General features: G+C 61.7%; 17 protein-coding genes. 6 read left to right on the top strand and 11 right to left on the bottom strand.

Features of this window, described 5'->3' with window-relative positions:
* Positions 1–3 precede the first annotated feature (3 nt).
* From P5706_RS19250 to P5706_RS19225, 6 genes are all read left to right on the top strand, one after another.
* Positions 4–666: an amino acid ABC transporter permease gene (locus tag P5706_RS19250; RefSeq protein WP_056859509.1), complete on the top strand. Its 663-nt coding sequence runs from the start codon at positions 4–6 to the stop codon at positions 664–666.
* Entirely contained in the window at positions 663–1,445 is a 783-nt protein-coding gene (locus P5706_RS19245; protein ID WP_056859508.1) for an amino acid ABC transporter ATP-binding protein, read from the top strand. Before P5706_RS19250 ends, P5706_RS19245 begins: the two co-directional genes overlap by 4 nt.
* 15 nt (positions 1,446–1,460) lie before the next feature.
* Positions 1,461–1,847 carry a RidA family protein gene (locus P5706_RS19240; protein ID WP_016976584.1) on the top strand — a complete coding sequence of 129 codons (387 nt, stop codon included), beginning with the start codon at positions 1,461–1,463 and terminating at the stop codon, positions 1,845–1,847.
* Positions 1,848–2,011: 164 nt separating this feature from the next.
* On the top strand, positions 2,012–2,776 hold the full coding sequence (locus P5706_RS19235; RefSeq protein ID WP_138815747.1) for an IclR family transcriptional regulator: 765 nt from the start codon (positions 2,012–2,014) through the stop codon (positions 2,774–2,776).
* Between the two features lie 9 nt (positions 2,777–2,785).
* The gene (locus P5706_RS19230) at positions 2,786–3,994 is read left to right on the top strand and encodes an amino acid deaminase (RefSeq protein ID WP_285680937.1); all 1,209 of its coding nucleotides are present in this window, start codon (positions 2,786–2,788) and stop codon (positions 3,992–3,994) included.
* A gap of 130 nt (positions 3,995–4,124) precedes the next feature.
* Positions 4,125–5,030: a sugar kinase gene (locus tag P5706_RS19225; RefSeq protein WP_285680935.1), complete on the top strand. Its 906-nt coding sequence runs from the start codon at positions 4,125–4,127 to the stop codon at positions 5,028–5,030.
* Positions 5,031–5,150: 120 nt separating this feature from the next.
* Here P5706_RS19225 and P5706_RS19220 read toward each other — a convergent pair whose 3' ends face one another.
* The 11 genes from P5706_RS19220 to P5706_RS19170 all read right to left on the bottom strand — a co-directional run bounded on the left by P5706_RS19220 (position 5,151) and on the right by P5706_RS19170 (position 20,138).
* Entirely contained in the window at positions 5,151–5,426 is a 276-nt protein-coding gene (locus P5706_RS19220; protein WP_010564624.1) for a peptidylprolyl isomerase, read from the bottom strand.
* 43 nt (positions 5,427–5,469) lie between these two features.
* Positions 5,470–8,007 carry a PAS domain-containing hybrid sensor histidine kinase/response regulator gene (locus P5706_RS19215; RefSeq protein WP_200433920.1) on the bottom strand — a complete coding sequence of 846 codons (2,538 nt, stop codon included), beginning with the start codon at positions 8,005–8,007 and terminating at the stop codon, positions 5,470–5,472.
* Positions 8,008–8,146: 139 nt separating this feature from the next.
* A complete protein-coding gene (locus P5706_RS19210) occupies positions 8,147–10,102 on the bottom strand; it encodes an acetoacetate--CoA ligase (RefSeq protein WP_285680932.1) in 1,956 nt (651 codons plus the stop codon).
* A gap of 129 nt (positions 10,103–10,231) precedes the next feature.
* Positions 10,232–11,005 (bottom strand): 3-hydroxybutyrate dehydrogenase, encoded by a 774-nt coding sequence (locus tag P5706_RS19205; protein WP_200433918.1) that lies wholly within the window; start codon positions 11,003–11,005, stop codon positions 10,232–10,234.
* Between the two features lie 7 nt (positions 11,006–11,012).
* The gene (locus P5706_RS19200) at positions 11,013–12,404 is read right to left on the bottom strand and encodes a GntP family permease (protein ID WP_058421914.1); all 1,392 of its coding nucleotides are present in this window, start codon (positions 12,402–12,404) and stop codon (positions 11,013–11,015) included.
* A 289-nt stretch (positions 12,405–12,693) separates the two neighbouring features.
* Entirely contained in the window at positions 12,694–14,100 is a 1,407-nt protein-coding gene (locus P5706_RS19195) for a sigma-54 interaction domain-containing protein (protein ID WP_285680928.1), read from the bottom strand.
* 101 nt (positions 14,101–14,201) lie between these two features.
* Complete coding sequence (locus tag P5706_RS19190; protein ID WP_200433916.1) at positions 14,202–15,773, bottom strand: ABC transporter ATP-binding protein; 1,572 nt, start codon at positions 15,771–15,773, stop codon at positions 14,202–14,204.
* Between the two features lie 10 nt (positions 15,774–15,783).
* Positions 15,784–16,806, bottom strand: a complete 1,023-nt coding sequence (locus P5706_RS19185) for an ABC transporter permease (protein WP_285680925.1) — start codon at positions 16,804–16,806, stop codon at positions 15,784–15,786.
* Positions 16,806–17,864 carry a microcin C ABC transporter permease YejB gene (locus tag P5706_RS19180; protein ID WP_285680923.1) on the bottom strand — a complete coding sequence of 353 codons (1,059 nt, stop codon included), beginning with the start codon at positions 17,862–17,864 and terminating at the stop codon, positions 16,806–16,808. Before P5706_RS19180 ends, P5706_RS19185 begins: the two co-directional genes overlap by 1 nt.
* Positions 17,864–19,726 (bottom strand): extracellular solute-binding protein, encoded by a 1,863-nt coding sequence (locus tag P5706_RS19175; RefSeq protein ID WP_285680921.1) that lies wholly within the window; start codon positions 19,724–19,726, stop codon positions 17,864–17,866. The genes P5706_RS19180 and P5706_RS19175 overlap by 1 nt, the downstream gene beginning before the upstream one ends.
* Positions 19,727–19,856: 130 nt before the next feature.
* Positions 19,857–20,138 carry a peptidylprolyl isomerase gene (locus P5706_RS19170; protein ID WP_010210937.1) on the bottom strand — a complete coding sequence of 94 codons (282 nt, stop codon included), beginning with the start codon at positions 20,136–20,138 and terminating at the stop codon, positions 19,857–19,859.
* Between the last annotated feature and the right edge of the window lie 292 nt (positions 20,139–20,430).

Genomic DNA, 20,430 nt, shown 5'->3' with positions numbered 1-20,430 from the left:
TGCATGTACGAGTCCCCAAGCTGGCTGCATGAGTTGTGGATCGCCCGGGATACCCTCTGGGCGGGGTTTCAAACCAGTATTTATTGCTCGGTGCTGGCGATTATCTTTGGCACGCTGATCGGCATTTTTGCCGGTTTGATCCTCACCTACGGCAAGTTCTGGATGCGCGCGCCGTTTCGTCTGTATGTCGACCTGGTGCGGGGTACGCCGGTGTTTGTGCTGGTGTTGGCGTGTTTCTACATGCTGCCGGCGCTGGGTTGGCAGATCAGCGCGTTCCAGGCCGGTGCCGTCGGGCTGACGCTGTTCTGCGGCTCTCACGTGGCGGAAATCGTGCGCGGCGCGCTGCAAGCCATTCCCCGTGGGCAACTGGAAGCGGGCCGGGCGATTGGGCTGACGTTTAAACAGTCACTGACCTACGTGCTGTTGCCCCAGGCGTTGCGCCAGATCCTGCCGACCTGGGTCAATTCCTCCACCGAAATCGTCAAGGCCTCGACCTTGCTCTCGGTGATCGGCGTGGCCGAATTGCTGCTCAGCACCCAGCAAGTCATCGCACGTACCTTCATGACCCTGGAGTTCTACCTGTTCGCCGGGTTTCTGTTCTTTGTCATCAACTACGCCATCGAGTTATTCGGGCGCTACATTGAAAAGCGGGTGGCCTTGCCATGAACCAACCTCAAACCAACCAACCGCTGCTGAACATTCGTGGCCTGCGCAAACAATATGGCCAGGTCGAAGTGCTCAAGGGCGTCGACCTGTCCATGCAGCGCGGTAACGTGGTGACGTTGATCGGCTCCAGCGGCTCGGGCAAGACCACCTTGCTGCGTTGCGTCAACCTGCTCGAAGAGTTCCAGGGCGGGCAGATCAGCCTGGACGGCGAGTCCATCGGCTACAGCGAAATCGCCGGCAAGCGCGTGCGCCACCCCGAGCGGGTGATTGCCCAGCACCGTGCAATGACCGGCATGGCCTTCCAGCAATTCAACCTGTTTCCGCATCTGACCGCGTTGCAAAACGTCACGCTCGGCCTGCTCAAGGTCAAGAAGATGGGCAAGGACGAAGCCGTCGCCCTGGCCGAAAAATGGCTGGACCGCGTGGGCCTGCTGGAGCGGCGCAATCACTTCCCCGGTCAACTTTCCGGCGGCCAGCAACAGCGCGTGGCGATTGCCCGCGCCATTGCGATGAACCCCAGCCTGATGCTGTTTGATGAAGTCACCTCGGCCCTCGACCCTGAGTTGGTGGGGGAGGTGCTCAGCGTGATCAAGGGCCTGGCGGAAGAGGGCATGACCATGTTGCTGGTCACCCACGAAATGCGCTTTGCCTATGAAGTGTCGGACAAGATCGTTTTCATGAACCAAGGCCGCATTGAAGAGCAGGGCGCGCCCAAAGAGATCTTCGAACGCCCGCAATCGCCGCGCCTGGCGGAATTTTTGAAGAACATTCGTTTTTAATCAGGAGCAATTTTTATGAGCATCACTCGTTACGGTGCCGGTAGCACTGCCGGCGGCGGCCAGCCGCGTCCTTTTGCCCGCGCTGTGGAAGCCGACGGTTGGCTCTACGTTTCTGGCCAGGTGCCGGCGGTGGACGGTGAAATCATCACCGGCGGCATCATCGAACAAACCCGCCAGACCATGCGCAACGTGGTGGCGATTCTGGAAGAAGCCGGTTACGAACTCAAAGATGTGGTGCGCGTCGGCGTATGGCTGGAAGACCCTCGGGACTTCTGGAGTTTCAACAAAGTGTTCGGCGAGTACTTCACCCCGGAGCACGCCCCGGCACGCGCCTGCGTGCAGGCCAACATGATGGTGGACTGCAAAGTCGAGATCGATTGCGTGGCCTACAAGAAGAAGTAAAGATGGCTGCCTTGTAGAGCACGCTCGTGGCGAGGGAGCTTGCTCCCGCTGGGCTGCGAAGCGGCCCCAAAGAAAGCGGGAGCGCTGCGCACTCCAGCGGGAGCAAGCTCCCTCGCCACAGGATTTTCACTCGCTTTTAGACTTTGACCGGACCGACGACTGCCATGACCGAAGACACCATCAAACGCCGCGCCAAAGGACTGGACCGTGCATTCGATATCCTCGATTTTCTCAAGGAAATCGGCCAGCCCCTGCGCCCGAATGATATTGCCAGTGGCATCGGCAGCCCCAAATCCACGGTGTATGAACTGGTTGCGTCCTTGCTGGAGCGGCGCATTCTGGAAACGGTGGGCAAGGATGGTCACGTCTACCTCGGCCGCCAGTTGTACTTTCTCGGCCAGGCGCACCTGCGCCATTTCGACCTGACCCGTGAGGCCGACCACGCCTTGCAGGAGATCGTCAGCCAGACCCATGAAACCGCGCAGATGTGCCTGCTCAACGGGCGCAAATACACGGTGGCGCTGATGCGCGAAGGCGAGCGGCATTTTCGTATTTCCTCGGACATCGGCGAAAACGCGCCCATCCCCTGGACCGCTTCCGGGCGCTTGCTGCTGGGGCACTTGAGCGACCAGCAGATCATTGACCTGATCGACTACGACGACTTCATCCTGCCGGACGGCCAGCGCCTGCCACTGGAAACCTTCCTGGCACAAATCCGTCAGGCCACCCTCGATGGGTTTTTCTCCTTCGACAGCGTGGCCGACACCTTCACCCATTGTTTTGCCGCCCCGGTGCGGGACGCGCAGGGCATCAGCATTGCGACCTTGTGCATCGTTGCGCCGCGCGCCGATGCGATCAAAAACTACAACGACTATCGCCGGGTGTTGATCGACAGCGCCAACCACCTAGCCCGGCGAATCAACGAATAGGAGTACTTCATGTCTGCCCTCAATGCCGTTGAAAAAGGCGCCGCTGCCGTTGGCGCTCATCTGGTGCGTGACGTCAGCCTGCCGGCCCTGGTGCTGCACCGTGACGCCCTGGAACACAACATTCGCTGGATGCAGGCGTTTGTCAGCAACAGCGGCGCGCAGCTCGCGCCCCATGGCAAAACCAGCATGATGCCGGCGCTGTTCCAGCGTCAGATCGAGGCGGGCGCCTGGGGCATCACCCTCGCCAATGCCGTGCAGACCCGCGCCGCCTATGCCGGTGGCGTGCGTCGCGTGTTGATGGCCAACCAGCTGGTGGGCGCGCCGAACATGGCGCTGATCGCCGACCTGCTGGCGGACCCGGATTTTGACTTTCACTGCATGGTCGATCACCCGGACAACGTCGCCGACCTGGGGCTGTTTTTCGCCGCCCGTGGCCTGCGCCTGAACGTGATGATCGAATACGGCGTGGTCGGCGGCCGTTGCGGCTGCCGCAGCGAGCAGGAAGTGCGCGAGCTGGCCAAGGCGATCAAGGCCCAACCGGCCCTGGCCCTGACCGGTATTGAAGGCTACGAAGGTGTGATCCACGGCGAACACGCCGTCAGCGGCATCCGTGATTTCGCCGCCAGCCTGGTGCGCCTGGCCGTGGACCTGCAAAACAATGGCGCGTTCGACTTGCCCAAGCCGATCATCACCGCCTCGGGTTCGGCCTGGTACGACCTGATCGCCGAATCGTTCGAAGCGCAAAACGCCGCCGGCCGCTTCCTCAGTGTGTTGCGCCCCGGCAGCTATGTGGCCCACGACCACGGCATCTACAAAGAGGCGCAATGCTGCGTGCTCGACCGTCGCAGCGACCTCAACGAAGGCCTGCGCCCGGCGCTGGAAGTCTGGGCGCATGTGCAATCGTTGCCCGAGCCGGGCTTTGCGGTGATCGCCCTGGGCAAACGCGACGTGGCCTATGACGCCGGTTTGCCGGTGCCACTCAAACGCTACAAGGCCGGGATTGTGCCGGCTGAAGGCGATGATGTGAGCGCGTGCAAAGTCACGGCGGTAATGGACCAGCATGCGTTTATGAGCGTGGCGCCGGGGGTTGAGTTGCGTATTGGCGACATCATCTCGTTTGGCACTTCGCACCCGTGCCTGACCTTCGACAAGTGGCAAGTGGGTTGCCTGGTGGATGAGCAGTTGCAGGTCATTGAATCCTTGCATACCTGCTTCTAGACCGCGTCGCGGCCATCGCAGGCAAGCCGGCTCCCACATTTGACCGAATTCCCACAGTTGAAATGCATTCCAACTGTGGGAGCTGGCTTGCCTGCGATGTGGCCCTCCCACACACCAAGAGGCCCCAGGCATGAACACAACTCCCCGCATCGCCCTGATCGGCGAATGCATGATCGAACTGCAACAGCGCGCCGACGGCAGCCTGCACCAAAGCTTCGGCGGCGATACCCTCAACGCCGCCGTGTACCTGCGCCGCGAGCTGGGCGCCAGCGGCAGCGTCGACTACGTCACCGCCCTGGGCGATGACAGTTTCAGCGATGCCATGTGCCAACAATGGACCGCCGAAGGCCTCGGCCTGGGCATGGTCCAGCGCCTGCCCGGACGTTTGCCCGGCTTGTACTGCATCCAGACCGATGCCAATGGCGAACGCAAATTCCTCTACTGGCGCAACGAAGCTGCCGTGCGCGACTGCTTCACCACACCGGCAGCCGAACCGATCCTGGCAGCGCTGCCGGAGTACGACGTGGTGTATTTCAGCGGCATCAGCCTGGCGGTGCTGGGTGAACTCGGGCGTCAGCGGTTGTTGCAAACCCTGATCGAAACCCGCAAGCGCGGCGGCCGGGTGGTGTTCGACAACAACTATCGCCCGCGCCTGTGGGCGAGTGTCGACGCGGCGCGCGCGGCGTATCACCAGGTGCTGGCTGAGGTGGATATCGCTTTGCTGACCGAGGATGACGAGCGCGCATTGTTTGGTTATGCCGACAGCGAGCAGGTGTTCGCGGCGTACCCGGCGATTGCAGAAGTGGTGCTCAAGCGCGGCGCGGATGCGTGCTTGATCCGTTGTGACGGCGAGCGCTTTGCGGTGCCGGCGGTGAAGGTCGAGAAGGTGGTGGACACCACGGCGGCGGGGGACTCGTTCAGTGCGGCGTATTTGGCCAGTCGGCTCAAGGGCGGCTCGCCTGAACAGGCGGCGCTGGCCGGGCATCGGTTGGCGAGCCGGGTGATTCAGGTGCCAGGGGCTCTGATCCCTCGGTGAATGGCCGCCTGCGGCGGTTCGCAGGCAAGCCAGCTCCCACATTTGACTGCATTTCTCCAGTTGAAATGCGCTCAGGTGTGGGAGCTGGCTTGCCTGCGATAGCGGTCCTGGGCCAACCCCTCAGTCGCGGTAAAACACCTGTACCAAGTGGTAGCCAAACTTGCTCTTGATCGGCCCGTGCACCACTTTCACCGGCTTTTTGAAGATCACCGCATCAATCACCCCCACCATCTGCCCAGGCCGCACTTCACCCAAGTCACCGCCGCGCTTGCCGGACGGGCAGGTGGAGTACTTTTTGGCCAGCACATCAAACGCTTCGCCCTTGGCAATGCGCTGCTTGAGCTGTTCGGCTTCTTCGCTGGTTTTCACCAGAATATGACGGGCTTGGGCTTTCATAACGTTCTACCAGGTGTGCGACGGCGCGCGATTATGCCTGAACTCATTCGTCGACGTTGATCATGCTGCGGATTTTAGTCGCCAGCAGGTCAATCGAAAACGGCTTGGCCACCATGTCCATGCCGTCCTCCAGGAAGCCCTGGCGCTCGGCGGCTTTTTCGGCGTAACCGGTCATGAACAACACACGCAGGCCCGGCCGGTGCTGACGGGCGATTTCCGCCAGTTGGCGGCCGTTCATGCCCGGCAGACCAACGTCTGTCACCAACAAGTCCACACGCAAATCCGATTCCAGCAACGGCAGCGCCGTGCGCGCATCCGCCGCCTGGTGGGCGGTGTAGCCCAGTTCGTCGAGCACATTGACCACCAGCATGCGCACCGCCGGGTCGTCCTCGACTACCACCACTGCTTCACCGGCGAGTGCCAGTGGCGCTTCACCGAGGTTTGGCGGCAAGCTGCTTTCCAGTGCAGTGCCATGCAGGCGCGGCAGGTACAGGCGCACGCAGGTGCCCTGGCCGGGTTCGCTTTGAATCGTCACATGGCCGCCGGATTGCTGGGCAAAGCCGTAAATCATCGACAACCCCAGGCCGGTGCCTTGGCCGATGGGCTTGGTGGTGAAGAACGGGTCGAAGGCCTTGGCGAGAATCTTCGGTGCCATGCCGGTGCCGTTGTCGCAGACGCCGAGCATCACGTAGTCGCCGGCCTTGACCGGTTCCAGGGTGGTGATATCGGTGCCGTCCAGGTAGCTGTTGGCGGTTTCGATGAGCAATTCGCCGCCGTCGGGCATCGCGTCGCGAGCATTGATCACCAGGTTGAGCAAGGCGTTTTCCAGCTGGCTGGCATCGGTGTTGACCGGCCAGATATCTTTGCCCAATTGCACCTTGAGGGTGATATGCGCGCCTTTGGTGCGGCGGAACAAATCCTCCAGGGACGCCACCAGTTCGTTCGGGTCCAGTGGCCGGCGGTCCAGCGACTGCCTGCGGGAGAAGGCCAGCAGCCGGTGGGTGAGGGCGGCCGCGCGATGGGCGGACGACACCGCCGCGTCGGTAAAGCGGCCGATTTCGTCGCTGCGCCCGGCGGCGATATAACGCTGCATCAAGTCCAGGCTGCCGATAATGCCGGTGAGCATATTGTTGAAGTCATGGGCGATGCCGCCAGTGAGCTGGCCGACCGCTTCCATTTTTTGCGCATGGCGCAGTGCGTCTTCGGCGCGCTCACGCTCGAACATCTCGTTTTGCAGGCGCTGGTTGGCCTCGGCCAGTGCCTGGGTACGCTGGGCCACACGTTCTTCAAGGTTTTCGTTGAGGTGGCGCAGGGCTTCTTCGGTGAGTTTGCGTTCGGTCTCATCGATCACAAAAATGTAGAAACCGTTCACCGAACCGTCATTGCTGAAGCGCGGCAAGTACTTCATCAGCGCATGGCGCGGCCGGCCATCGCGGTGCGGGGTGATGGTCATGAAACTGCAGGCCTTGCCGCGCAGCGCGGCGTCGATCTTGTCGGCGCGCCCGGCATAGACCTCGTCGCCAAGCACTTCGCGGATGCTCTTGCCGTACAGCTCCTGGGGCGTCATGCCATACCACTCAAGGTAGGCGCTGTTGTTGAGGCGAAAGCGCTGCTCGTGGTCGACATAGCCGATCAGCACCGGCATGGCGTTGATGATCAGTTGCAGCTCGGTCTGGCTTTGGCGCAGCGCCTGTTCGGTCTGCTTGCGCTCGGTCAGGTCCAGCGCGGCACCGAGGAAGCGCGCCGGGCGGCCTTGGTGGTCCTTGTAGCAGCGGCCACGGGCAAACACCCAGCGCACCTGGCCATCGGCTTGCAGCAAGCGGTATTCCTCGGCGTATTCGGTGCCGAAAGTGATGCAATGCTTGATGCTGCGCGCGACCATGCCACGGTCTTCGGGGTGTACGCCTTGCAGGTAGTCGCTGATGGGCAAGAGGCCGGCATCATGCGGGTCGACGCCGTGCAAGTGGGCGAAGTGGGCGTCGGCGATAAAGCGGTCCTCGCCGATGTCCCAGTCCCAGGTGCCCACCGCGTCGGTTGCCGCCAGTGCCAGTTGCAGGCGTTGTTCGCTGTTGTGCTGGGCCTTGAGGCTGTCTTCGGAGCGCTGTTGCAGTTCGAGGGTTCTGCTGCGGCGCTCGTTAGTCTCGATGGCAGTGACCAGGATCCCGGCCACGCTGCCGCCTTCTTCGCGCACCGGGCTGTAGGTGAGGTCGAGCCAGATCTCGGTGTCGCGGTTATTGCGTTGCAGCACAAAGCGCTGTTCGCTGAAGGTGCGCACCTGGCCACTCAGCACCGCGTCGTAGATCGGCGCAGTAAAGCTTTCAAGCTCCGGCCAGGTGTCATGGGCCGGTTGGCCCAGCGCCTCGGGATGCTTGTTGCCCGCGAGCACGGCGAAGCTATCGTTGTATAGCTGGGTGAGCTGGTTGCCCCACAGCAGCAACATCGGCATCGGTGAATGGATGACGATATCGACGGCTGTGCGCAGGCTTTGCGGCCAGTCATTAGCCTCACCGAGCGGGCTTTGCGCCCAGTCCAGCCGCGCAATCAATGCAGCGGCTTCGCTACCGGTGGATGTTCCATTCATGAAAAAGCCCTGCACCTGACACTTTGAAATACGACAAAAGCCGATTATCCCGCGAGACGGGAACGGCTGACTACCCCCGAAAAATAGCATGCATTGGGCGTTTGTCTTCAAATCAGTGCGTTAGAGCTGAAACCTTTCATCAGTCTGCCAGCTCAGGGCGGTTGCGAAACTCTTCCAGCGCCTGCGGATTTGCCAGGGCATCGGTGTTTTTGACCGGCTCGCCATGCACCACATTACGCACCGCCAGTTCGACGATCTTGCCGCTGATGGTGCGCGGTATGTCGCTGACGGCGAGGATCTTCGCCGGTACATGGCGCGGTGTGGTGTTGGCGCGGATCACCTGGCGAATCTGCTGCTCCAGGGCTTGATCCAGTTCCACGCCGTCATTGAGCCGCACAAACAACACCACCCGCACATCGTCCTGCCAGCGTTGGCCGATGGCCAGGCTTTCCAGGACCTGCGGGACTTTTTCCACCTGGCGATAAATCTCTGCCGTACCGATGCGCACACCACCGGGGTTGAGCACCGCGTCGGAGCGCCCATGAATCAGCAGGCTGCCATTGGGACGCTGCTCGGCGTAGTCGCCCTGCGCCCAGACACCGGGAAACTGGCTGAAGTACGCGGCGCGCAGTTTGGTCTGATCGGGGTCATTCCACAGGCCAATCGGCATGGCCGGAAAATGCCGGGTACACACCAGCTCGCCTTTTTCCGCGACCAGCGGCTGGCCCTGGTCGTCCCACACTTCGATGGCCATGGCCAGGCTCTTGCACTGCATTTCGCCGCGCCGTACCGGCAGCACCGGGTTGCCGATCACAAAGCAGGAGACGATATCGGTGCCGCCCGACATTGACGACAGGCACAGCTCGGCCTTGATCTCGCGGTACACATAGTCGTAACTCTGCGGCGACAGCGGCGAGCCGGTTGAGATCAGGCCTTTGAGGCTGCCTAAGTCGTGGCTGAGGCGCGGTTGCAGGCCGGCTTTTTCCAGGCTGGCGAGAAACTTGGGGCTGGTGCCGAATACGCTGATTTTTTCCGCGTCGATCAGGTCGATCAGCCGTTCGAGGCCGGGGTGAAACGGCGAGCCGTCATACAGCACCGCCGTGGCACCGAGCGCCAGTACTGACACCAGCCAGTTCCACATCATCCAACCGCAGGTGGTGTAGTAGAACAGGCAATCTTCGCGCGACAGGTCGGCGTGCAGGCCGTGTTCCTTGAGATGGGTGAGCAGCACGCCGCCGGTGCCATGGATGATGCACTTGGGCACGCCGGTGGTGCCGCTGGAATAGAGGATATACAGCGGATGATCGAACGGCACCGCGACAAATTCAGGCTCGCCGCCGGGTCGGTAGAAGTCGTTCCACAGTGCGACCCTGGCGTGGCTGCGGTAGTCCTCGATGCGTGCCTGGGGCCGTGCATACGGCACGATGATCAGCTGTTCGAGGGACGGCAGGCGTTCGAGGATTTCATTGAGTTTGGCGCTTTGGTCGATGTCCTTGCCGGCATAGCGATAGCCCGCGCAGGTGATCAACACTTTGGGCTCGATCTGGCCGAAGCGGTCGATCACGCCTTGGGTGCCGAAATCCGGCGAAGAGCACGACCAGATCGCGCCCAGGCTGGTGGTGGCGAGCATGCCGACCAGGGTTTGCCAGGTATTGGGCATGCACGCGGCCACGCGGTCGCCCTGGGTGACACCGGCCGCCCGCAAGCTGCGCTGCAAACCTGCGACATGTTCGGCCAGTTCGGCATAGGTCAGCTGTTCGCGCTGGCCGTCTTCACTGACCGCCACCACCGCCGGGTGAGCATCCCGACGGCGCAGCAGGTGTTCGGCAAAGTTCAGGGTCGCGCCGGGGAACCACTCGGCGCTGGGCATTGCCGCGCCTTCGATCAGCGTGGTGCTGGGCGGGCTGCGAAACTGCACCTCAAAAAAAGAGACAATCGCCTGCCAGAAGTCGGCGCGCTGGTCGATGCTCCACTGGTGAAGCGCGGGGTAGTCGCGCAGCTGCAGGTTGTAGCGTTGGTTGATGTAGTGCCGGAACTGGTCCATTCGCGTGTTGGCGATGCGTTCGGGCGAGGGTTGCCAGAGGATCTCGGACATACAGTTGCCTCTTCTCGTTCCCACGCTCTGCGTGGGAATGCCTCTATGGACGCTCTGCGTCCGCTCTTGGGACGCGGAGCGTCCTGGGCTGCATTCCCACGCAGAGCGTGGGAACGATCATTACGACCATTACTGGGCCAGCCAGCCGCCATCGATGTTCCACGCGGCGCCGCGTACTTGGGCGCCAGCCTCACTGCACAGAAACAACACCAACTCACCCAGCTGTGGCGGCGTCACAAACTCCAGCGACGGTTGTTTTTCTGCGAGCAAATCATGCTGCGCCTGCTGCGGATCAACGCCCTTGGCCGCGCGATCATCAATCTGCTTTTGCACCAGCGGCGTCAACACCCAGCCTGGGCAGATGGCATTGCAGGTGACGTTACCGGTGGCGGTCTCCAGGCCCACCACCTTGGTCAGGCCGATGACCCCGTGTTTAGCCGCCACGTAGGCCGCCTTGCCCACCGAGCCGACCAAGCCATGCACCGAGGCGATATTGACGATGCGCCCCCAGCCCTTGGCCTTCATGCCCGGCAAACTCAAGCGCGTGCTGTGGAACACCGACGACAGGTTGATCGCGATGATCGAATCCCAACGTTCCACCGGGAAGTCTTCCACGGCCGCCACGTGCTGAATGCCGGCGTTGTTGACCAGAATGTCGACACCGCCAAACTCGCGCTCGGCGTAGGCAAGCATGTCGGCGATTTGCGCCGGGTCGCTGACGTCCGCCGGGTGATGCCCGACCTTGCCGCCGAACGCCTGCACCTGGGCGACCGCCGCACTGGCGTCGCCGAAGCCGTTGAGGATCAGGTCTGCGCCGGCCTTGGCCAGGCTCAGTGCGATGCCCAAGCCGATGCCGCTGGTAGAGCCGGTAACCAGGGCGGTCTTGCCATTCAAAGTCGTCATGAAAACCTCACACAATGCCGGTGGCGTAGAAAGTACCGATCACCACGAACACCGCGAGGGTCTTGATGATCGTGATACCGAAAATGTCCTTGTAGGCTTCGCGGTGAGTCAGCCCGGTGACCGCCAGCAGGGTGATCACCGCGCCGTTATGCGGCAGGGTGTCCATGCCGCCGCTGGCCATGGCCGCGACCCGGTGCAGCACTTCAAGGGGGATATTGGCCGCATGGGCCGCCGAAATAAAGCTCTCGGACATCGCCGCCAGGGCGATGCTCATGCCGCCTGACGCGGAGCCGGTGATGCCGGCCAGCAGGGTCACGGTAATCGCTTCGTTGACCAGCGGGTTGGGGATGCCCTTGAGCCAGTCCGCCAGCACCAGAAAGCCTGGCAGTGAGGCGATCACCGCGCCAAAACCGTATTCCGAGGCGGTGTTCATGGCCGCCAGCAGCGCGCCGCTGACCGCGCTTTTACTGCCTTCGGCGAGCTTGCTTTTGATCGCCGACCAGCCGAACACCAGCACCATGACGATGCCCACCAGCAACGCCGCCTGCACCGCCCAAATCGCCGTGAGCTTGGCAATGTCGGTGGTCACCGGCGTGCTCATGCCCGGCAGGCTGAGGCTGTGGGTCTTGCCATACCATTGCGGGATCCAGTGGGTGAACAGCAGGTTCATCACGCCCACCAGAATCAGCGGCGACAGCGCGACCCACGGGTTGGGCAACGCCAGGTTGTCGGCGGTTTCCGGCTCGTTGCGCAGCTCGGTGCCATAGCCTTCACCGGCGCGTTGCGCCTTGTTGCGCTGGCGCGCCAGGTAGAGCATGCCGGTGCAGAACACGAAGACCGTGCCGATCAAACCCAGCCACGGCGCCGCCCAGGCGGTGGTGTTGAAAAAGGTGCTGGGGATGATGTTCTGGATCTGCGGCGTGCCGGGCAGGGCGTCCATGGTGAACGAAAACGCACCGAGGGCGATGGTCGCCGGGATCAGGCGCTTGGGAATGTTGCTTTGGCGGAACATCTCCGCCGCAAACGGGTACACCGCAAACACCACCACAAACAGCGACACGCCGCCGTAGGTGAGCAGGGCGCAGACCAGCACAATCACCAGCATCGCCTGGCGCGTGCCAAGCAAGCGAATGGCGGCGGCCACAATCGAGCGCGAAAAGCCCGACAGCTCAATCAGCTTGCCGAACACCGCGCCGAGCAGGAACACCGGGAAATACAGTTTGATAAAGCCGACCATTTTCTCCATGAACACCCCGGTAAACGCAGGGGCGACGGCGGACGGGTCGGTGAGCAGCACGGCGCCGAGGGCGGCGATAGGGGCAAACAGGATCACGCTGTAGCCACGGTAGGCAGCCAGCATCAGCAGCGCGAGGGCTGCCAGGGCAATGATCACACTCATGGTGTGTCTCCAGATCGAATTGTTATTTTTGTGGGGGTGGTGCGTTGGAGAGGGGCTATAGCGAGATGTGTGCCAAGTAACTAAGTGGTTGAAATATATAGATAATATTATTGTGTCTGGGTGCAATTCCTGAGATTGTCTCTTTTTTGAGACTAACAAGGATTAAAGGTGGGAGCTGGCTTGCCTGCGATAGCGGTGGTTCAGCTGAATAGGTATTGGCTGAAGGTCCGCTATCGCAGGCAAGCCAGCTCCCACATTGGATTGTCTTTGATTGTGGAATGGTGTCTCTTTATTGAGACTCGCTAATGCCCAGCGCCACCATTTTTTTGTACAGCGTCGACCGCCCGAGGCCCAAGCGTTTGGCTGCCTCAACGACATTGCCCTCACACGCCGCCAACGCTGCCTCAACCACCTGTCGATCAAACCGCTCCCGCGCCGCCGCAAACGTCTCGCCCTCGACTGTTTCCACGGCTCCACGCGCTACCGGGCTGAACGTCCCGATCGCCGCGCGAATCTCTTCCGCATCCAGCATCAAGTCATCACTCAGCAATGCCGCGCGCTCCAGCACGTTGCGCAGTTCACGGATATTGCCTGGCCACGCATGCTGCGCCAGCAATGCCAGAGCCTCACGGTCCAGTTCATGCTGGCTGCGCAGCTCTTCAAGAATCGCTTCGCTCAACGCCGGGATATCCTCCAGCCGCTCACGCAACGGCGGCACCCGGATCGGCAGCACGTTCAGGCGGTAATACAAATCCGCCCTGAATTCGCCGCGCTTGATCGCCGCTTCCAGGTCCATGGACGTGGCGGCAATCACCCGTACATCGCTGTGCACCATCTCGTTGGAGCCTACCGGCTCGTATTCCTTTTCCTGCAACACGCGCAGCAGTTTGCTTTGCAGTGGCAGCGGCATGTCGCCGATTTCATCGAGGAACAGCGTGCCGCCCTGGGCGATCTGCAACTTGCCGGGGCGGCCTTTGCGGTCGGCGCCGGTAAAGGCGCCCGGTGCGGTGCCGAAGAACTCGGCTTCGAGCAGGTCGCCGGGAATGGCCGCGCTGTTGATGCTGACAAACGCCTTATGGGCGCGTGTGGAGGCACCATGAATGGCCTGGGCCAACAGCTCTTTTCCGGTGCCGGTCTCACCCAGCAGCAACACCGGCGACTGGGCACTCGCACTGCGCCGTGCCCGACGTTTGACTTCCAGGGTGGCGGCGCTGGTGCCGATAAAATGCGCGAAGTTGTATTTGCTCTGGCGTGAACGTAACAGTGAGCGGGTGGAGGCCAGCTCCTGCTGCATGCTCAGGTAGCGCTCGATCAGCGGCGATAAGTTGCGCAGCTCATCGAACAGCGCAAACCCGATCGCGCCGATCACCGCGCCTGCGTCATCATGGATCGGCAGGCGCATCACCACCAACGGGCCTTTGGGCGTGTCCTGGATATCCAGCAGAATCGGCTGGTCGTTGCGCACCACTTGGCGTAACAGGCTATTGGAAATCACCTGCTCGCACGGCTGGCCGATGGCTTCATCCGCGCTTTTAAGGCCGAAACGCTTGGCGTAGCGCTCGTTCATCCACACGATATTCGCGTCGCGATCGACAATCACCGTGCCTTCGCTGGACTGCTCGATGATCTCGAACAGCGACTGGATGGCCAGGCCGCGAACCTGTTGGTAGTCCTTGAGGCTGTCGCTGATGTTCATGCTCACACTGCCAACGCAAAATATGATTGGAATACGGTCCTGTGGGAGCTGGCTTGCCTGCGATGGCGTCCTCAAGATCGCCATCGCAGGCAAGCCAGCTCCTACAAGGGGATGTGCGCCGCCGCCAGCAGCTCTTTGGTGTAAGGATGTTGTGGCGCATCGAACACCACATGGCTTGCGCCGCGCTCCACCACCTTGCCGTCCTTGATCACGATCATGTCATGGGCCATGGCCCGCACTACCGCCAGGTCGTGGCTGATAAACAAGTAGGTCAGGCCGTATTTCTCCTGCAGTTCACGCAACAACGCCACCACTTGTTTCTGCACGGTGCGGTCGAGGGCCGAGGTCGGTTCGTCCAGCAGCATCAGTGCCGGCTTAAGCACCAGCGCGCGGGCGATGGCGATGCGCTGGCGCTGGCCACCGGAAAATTCATGCGGGTAACGGTGGCGGCTTTCGGGGTCGAGCCCCACATCCTTGAGCACCTGGACCACTTGCGCATCACGCTCGGCCAGGCTGCAGGGCGCATGCACTTCCAGGCCCTCGCTGATGATCTGCTGCACCGACATGCGCGGGCTGAGGCTGCCGAACGGGTCCTGGAATACCACCTGCATCTGTTTGCGCCACGGGCGCATCTGCTGGTTGTTCAGCGGGTCGAGGGCTTCACCCTGAAAGCGAATGCTGCCGGTGGAATCGAGCAAGCGCAGGATGGCCTGGCCGAGGGTGGATTTGCCCGAGCCGGACTCGCCGACAATCCCCAAGGTTTTGCCACGCTGCACGCTAAGGCTGATGCCGTCGACTGCGCGCAGCCAGGTTTTGCGCCTGAACAGCCCGCCGCCGAGGGGGAATTGCACGCTCAGGTCGTCGACTTGCAACACCGTTTCGCGTTCATCACTGCACAGCGCATCGCCAGCGGGTTCCGCATCCAGCAGCAAGCGGCTGTACGGATGTTGCGGCGCAGTGAACAGCGTCTCGCAGTCGGCCTGCTCGACAATCTCCCCGGCGCGCATCACGCACACGCGCTGGGCAATGCTGCGCACCAGGTTGAGGTCGTGGCTGATCAGCAGCAGCGACATGCCCAGGCGTTGCTGCAAGGACTTGAGCAGCAGCAGGATCTTGCGCTGCACGGTCACATCCAGCGCGGTGGTGGGTTCGTCGGCAATCAGCAGTTCCGGCTCGCAGGCCAGGGCCATGGCGATCATCACCCGCTGGCGCTGGCCGCCGGAGAGTTGATGCGGGTAAGCCTTGAGTCGCTCCTGGGGCTTCTGAATACCCACCAGTTCGAGCAGTTCCAGAATGCGCGCCTGCGCCGCCTTGCCGCCCAGGCCCTTGTGCAGCAACAGGGTTTCGCCGATCTGTTTTTCGATGCTGTGCAGCGGGTTGAGCGAGGTCATCGGCTCCTGGAAGATCATCGCAATGCGGTTGCCGCGCAGCTTTTGCAAGGTGGCCGCCGAGGCGCCGATCAGCTCCTGGCCGCGATATTTCACCGAGCCGGTGGTGTGCGTGCCAGCCTCGGGCAGCAATTGCAGAATCGAATGGGCGGTCACCGACTTGCCCGAACCCGACTCGCCGACCAAGGCCAGGCATTCGCCAGGGCGCACGTCCAGGCACAGTTTGCTCACCACGGTCTGGCCGTTGAAGGCGACGCAAAGGTCGCGGATCTCGATCAGGTTCATACGCAATTACTCATGAGCGTGGGTCGAAGGCATCACGCAACGCCTCGCCGATAAAAACCAGCAGCGACAGGATCAGCGCCAAGGTGAAAAACGCCGTCAGGCCCAGCCAGGGCGCTTGCAGGTTTTGCTTGCCCTGGGCGATCAACTCGCCCAGGGAGGCACTGCCGGCGGGCATGCCGAAACCGAGAAAATCCAGGGCGCTCAAGGTTGAAATTGCCCCGGTCAAGATAAACGGCAGGTAGCTCAAGGTGGCGGTCATGGCGTTGGGCAGGATATGCCGGCGAATGATCTTGCCATCGCCCAGGCCCAGGGCGCGTGCGGCCTTGACGTATTCCAGGTTGCGCCCGCGCAGGAACTCGGCGCGCACCACGTCCACCAGGGCCAGCCAGGAAAACAGCGCCATGATCCCCAACAGCCACCAGAAATTCGGCTCGACAAAGCCGGACAAAATGATCAGCAAGTACAGCACTGGTAACCCGGACCACACTTCGAGGATGCGCTGGCCGAGCAGGTCGACCCAGCCGCCGTAGTAACCCTGCAACGCGCCGGCGGCAATGCCGATGGCGGCACTGATGGCGGTGAGTGCCAGGGCAAACAGGATCGACACCCGTGCGCCAAAGATCACGCGCGCCAGCACATCGCGGGATTGATCGTCGGTGCCCAGCCAGTTCACCGTCGAGGGCGGGCTGGGGGCAGGGCGGGTCAATTCGTAGTTGGGCGTGTCGTCGCTGAACGGGATCGGCGGGAACAGCATCCAGCCGCCGTCCTGCTTGATCAGCTTTTGCACGTAGTCGCTGCGGTAGTCGGCCTGGAAGGGCAATTGGCCGCCGAACTGCTGCTCGGTGTAGCGCTTTAACACCGGGAAATACAGCTCGTTCTTGAAGCTCAGCACCAAGGGTTTGTCATTGGCGATTAACTCGCCGCCCAGGGTCAGGATAAACAGGCCGATAAACAGCCACAGCGACCACCAGCCACGGCGGTTCTTCTTGAAGCGCTCGAAACGTCGACGGGCCACCGGAGACAGATTAAGCATCAGGCGTTCCTCGCGGCGAAGTCGATACGCGGGTCCACCAGGGTGTAGCAGAGGTCACCGATGAGTTTTATCAAGAGCCCGAACAGGGTGAAGATAAACAACGAACCAAAGACCACCGGGTAGTCACGTGACACGGCGGCTTCATAACTCATGCGGCCCAGGCCATCGAGGGAAAAGATCACCTCGATCAGCAGGGAACCGGCGAAAAATACGCTGATAAAGGCCTGGGGAATGCCCGAGATCACCAACAGCATGGCGTTGCGAAACACATGGCCGTAGAGCACGCGGCGTTCACTCAAACCCTTGGCGCGGGCGGTGACCACGTATTGGCGTGTGATTTCGTTGAGGAACGAGTTTTTGGTGAGGATGGTCAGCGTGGCGAAACCGCCGATCACCAACGCGGTGACGGGCAACACCAGGTGCCAGAAGTAGTCGGCAATTTTGCCGATTGTGCTGAGGTCGTCGAAGTTCTCCGAGACCAGCCCGCGCACCGGGAACCAGTTCAGCGAGGTGCCACCGGCGAACAGCACGATCAGGAACATCGCAAACAGGAAGGCCGGCATGGCATAGCCGATGACAATCGCGGTGCTGCTCCACACGTCAAAGCTGCTGCCGTGGCGCACGGCCTTGCGAATCCCCAAGGGGATCGACACCAGGTAGGTGATCAAGGTGGCCCATAAACCGAGGGAAATGGTCACCGGCATTTTTTCCAGGATCAGGTCGATCACGCTTTTGCCGCGAAAGAAGCTGTTACCGAAATCCAGTTGGGCGTAGTTCTTGAGCATCAGCCACAGGCGTTCCGACGCGGGCTTGTCGAAACCGTATTGTTTTTCGATGTCCTTGATCAGTTTTGGGTCCAGGCCACGGCTGGCGCGCGAGCCGTTGACGGCTTCGCCGCCACCACCGCCGATGCCGCCGCCACCGATGCCTTGCAGGTGGGCAATGGCCTGTTCAACCGGGCCGCCAGGCGCGGCCTGCACGATCACGAAATTGACCAGCAGGATAATCACCAGCGTGGGGATGATCAGCAGCAGGCGCCGCACGATATAGGCAAACATCAGCGCGTTCCTCCGCGTTTTTTCAACTCGGAGTTCATCTGTTCATTGGTCAGTGGTGTGGGGCTGATTTCCCACCAGGTTTCCAGCGCTTCGTCGTTCTTGGCCTCGATGGCCGGGCGGCCGAAGCGGTTCCACCACGCGGCCGAGGTGCCGGGCGGGTAGTAGTTGGGGATCCACAGGTAGTTCCATTGCAGCACGCGGTCCAGCGCATGCGCATAGGTGAGCATCTGCGCCTGGGTGGTGGCTTTGACCAGCCCGCTGATCAGGGTGTCGACGGCGGGGTCTTTAAGCACCATGTAGTTGTTCGCACCAGGGTCGTAGGCGGCCTGCGAGCCGAAGTAGTTGTAAAGCTCCAGGCCCGGTGAGGTGGTGACCGGGAAGCCAATCACGATCATGTCGTAATCACGCGCCATCATGCGGTTCACATACTGCGAAGAGTCGATGCGGCGGATATTCAGGGTGATGCCGATCTGCGCCAGGTTGCGCTTGTACGGCAGCAGTAGGCGCTCCAGACCGGGTTGGGCGTTGAGGAAGGTGAACTCCAGCGGCTCACCTTCGGCGTTGACCAGCTTGTCACCCTTGGGTTTCCAGCCGGCGGCTTCCAGCAGCGCCAGGGCTTGCAGCTGTTTGTCGCGGATCATGCCGCTGCCGTCGGTGACGGGCGCCTTGAACACCTGGGTGAACACTTCGTCCGGCACCTGGCCGCGCAGTGGCTCAAGAATCGCCAGTTCCTCTGGGGTCGGCGGTTGGCTAGCGGCCAGCGGGCTGTTGGAAAAGAAGCTCTGCTGACGGATGTACATATTGCGCATCATCTGCCGGTTGGCCCATTCGAAGTCCCACAGCATCGCCAGCGCCTGGCGCACGCGGCGGTCCTTGAACATCGGCTTTTGCACGTTGAACACATAGCCCTGGGCCGGTTGCGGCATCTCTTTGGCTAAGTGCGCACGTTGCAGGCGGCCATCGTCGAGGGCCGGGCCGTTGTAGCCGATGGAGTAGCCGGTGGCGGAGAACTCGCGGTTGAAGTCATAGGCGCCGCCACGCAGCACCTGGCGGGCCACCTCGGTGTCGCCGAAGTACTCCAGGCTCAGGTGATCGAAGTTGTACAGGCCACGGCTGACGGGCAAGTCCTTGCCCCACCAGTCGGGGTCGCGGGTGAAGGTGATGGTGCTGCCGGAGTCGATCTTGCTGATTTTGTACGGGCCGCTGCCCAGCGGTGCTTCGTAGCCGCCACCGTTGGCGAAGTCGCGGGTTTTCCACCAATGCTCGGGGAACACCGGCAGGGTGGCGATATCCAGGGGCAGGGTGCGGTTTTCATTGCTGGAAAAGTCGAAGCGCACTTGGCGCTCGCCTTCGACTTCGACGTGTTTGACGTCGGCAAACAGCGTGCGAAAGCGCAGGCTGCCTTGGGTCATCAGCAGGTCGAAGCTGTAGCGTACATCTTCGGCGGTGATCGGCGTGCCATCGGCAAAGCGTGCCTTGGGGTTGAGGTAGAAGCGCAGTGACAGGCCGTCGTCGGCGCGTTCCATTTTTTCGGCGACCAGGCCGTAGACGGTGTAGGGCTCATCCAGGGAGCGTTGGGCCAGCGGGGCGTAGAGCCAGCCGTCGACCTGGGAGACGCCGATGCCTTTGTCTATGTACGGCAATACATGGTCGAAGCGCCCGATTTCGATGGCTGAGCGTCGCAGGCTGCCGCCTTTGGGGGCGCTGGGGTTGGCGTAGTCGAAATGAGTGAAGCCGGTGGGGTACTTGGCCGGCTCGCCGTAGACCGTGAGGTAGGTTTGCGGGGCCGCGATCACGGCGGTGCTGGCCAGTAGCAGGGCCAGGGTGGAGCTGAAGAGTTTTGTGGAAAAAACCAATCGCATTATCAGCCTTGAGCGCCGGGTGAATAGTAATAGGGATTTGTACGTTAACGGCTTATGGGTTGCCAGTCACCTGATGCACAACGGCCCACCAAAAGGCGGGCCGTTGTTTATAGCATCAGTGCAGACAGGATCAGTCCTGACGGCTGGTGACTTCCAGCAGGTGGTAGCCGAACTGGGTTTTTACCGGGCCTTGCACGGTGTTGACGGGGGCGCTGAAGACGACGGTGTCGAATTCCTTGACCATCTGTCCTGGGCCGAACGAACCCAGGTTGCCACCGTCGCGGCTGGATGGGCAGCTGGAGTTGGCTTTGGCGATTTCTGCGAAATCGGCGCCGCCTTCGATCTGGGCCTTGAGTTCGTTGCACTTGTCTTCGGTGGAAACGAGGATGTGGCGGGCGGTGGCTTTGGCCATGGGGGTAACTCCTTGAAGTAAAAAGGGTGAGCCTACCGGATTCAGGCGGTTTTTTGTTGGCAAAGTTCCATCTTGTGGTGGGGTGGGGTGATTGAGTACATATCCGTTGCTGCGGTAACGGCTACTTAGGGTTCCGCCCTTACGGCGGGTCACTTTTGGCAAACGCCCCAAAAGTAACCAAAAGGTCTGTGCCCCACCACTCGGCACCTCGCTTAGGCTCGGTGTGCCCTCACTCCGGCTTGAATCCGTGGGCCGCCGCGATGGGCCATCCTTGGCCCAGCGCGGCTAACCC

Origin of the sequence: Pseudomonas sp. ChxA, assembly GCF_030263855.1 — a bacterium.
GTDB classification, from domain to species: Bacteria; Pseudomonadota; Gammaproteobacteria; order Pseudomonadales; family Pseudomonadaceae; genus Aquipseudomonas; species Aquipseudomonas fluorescens_CB.
The sequence above is the reverse complement of the archived record's forward strand: the minus strand, read 5'-3'. Positions and strand labels throughout refer to the sequence as shown.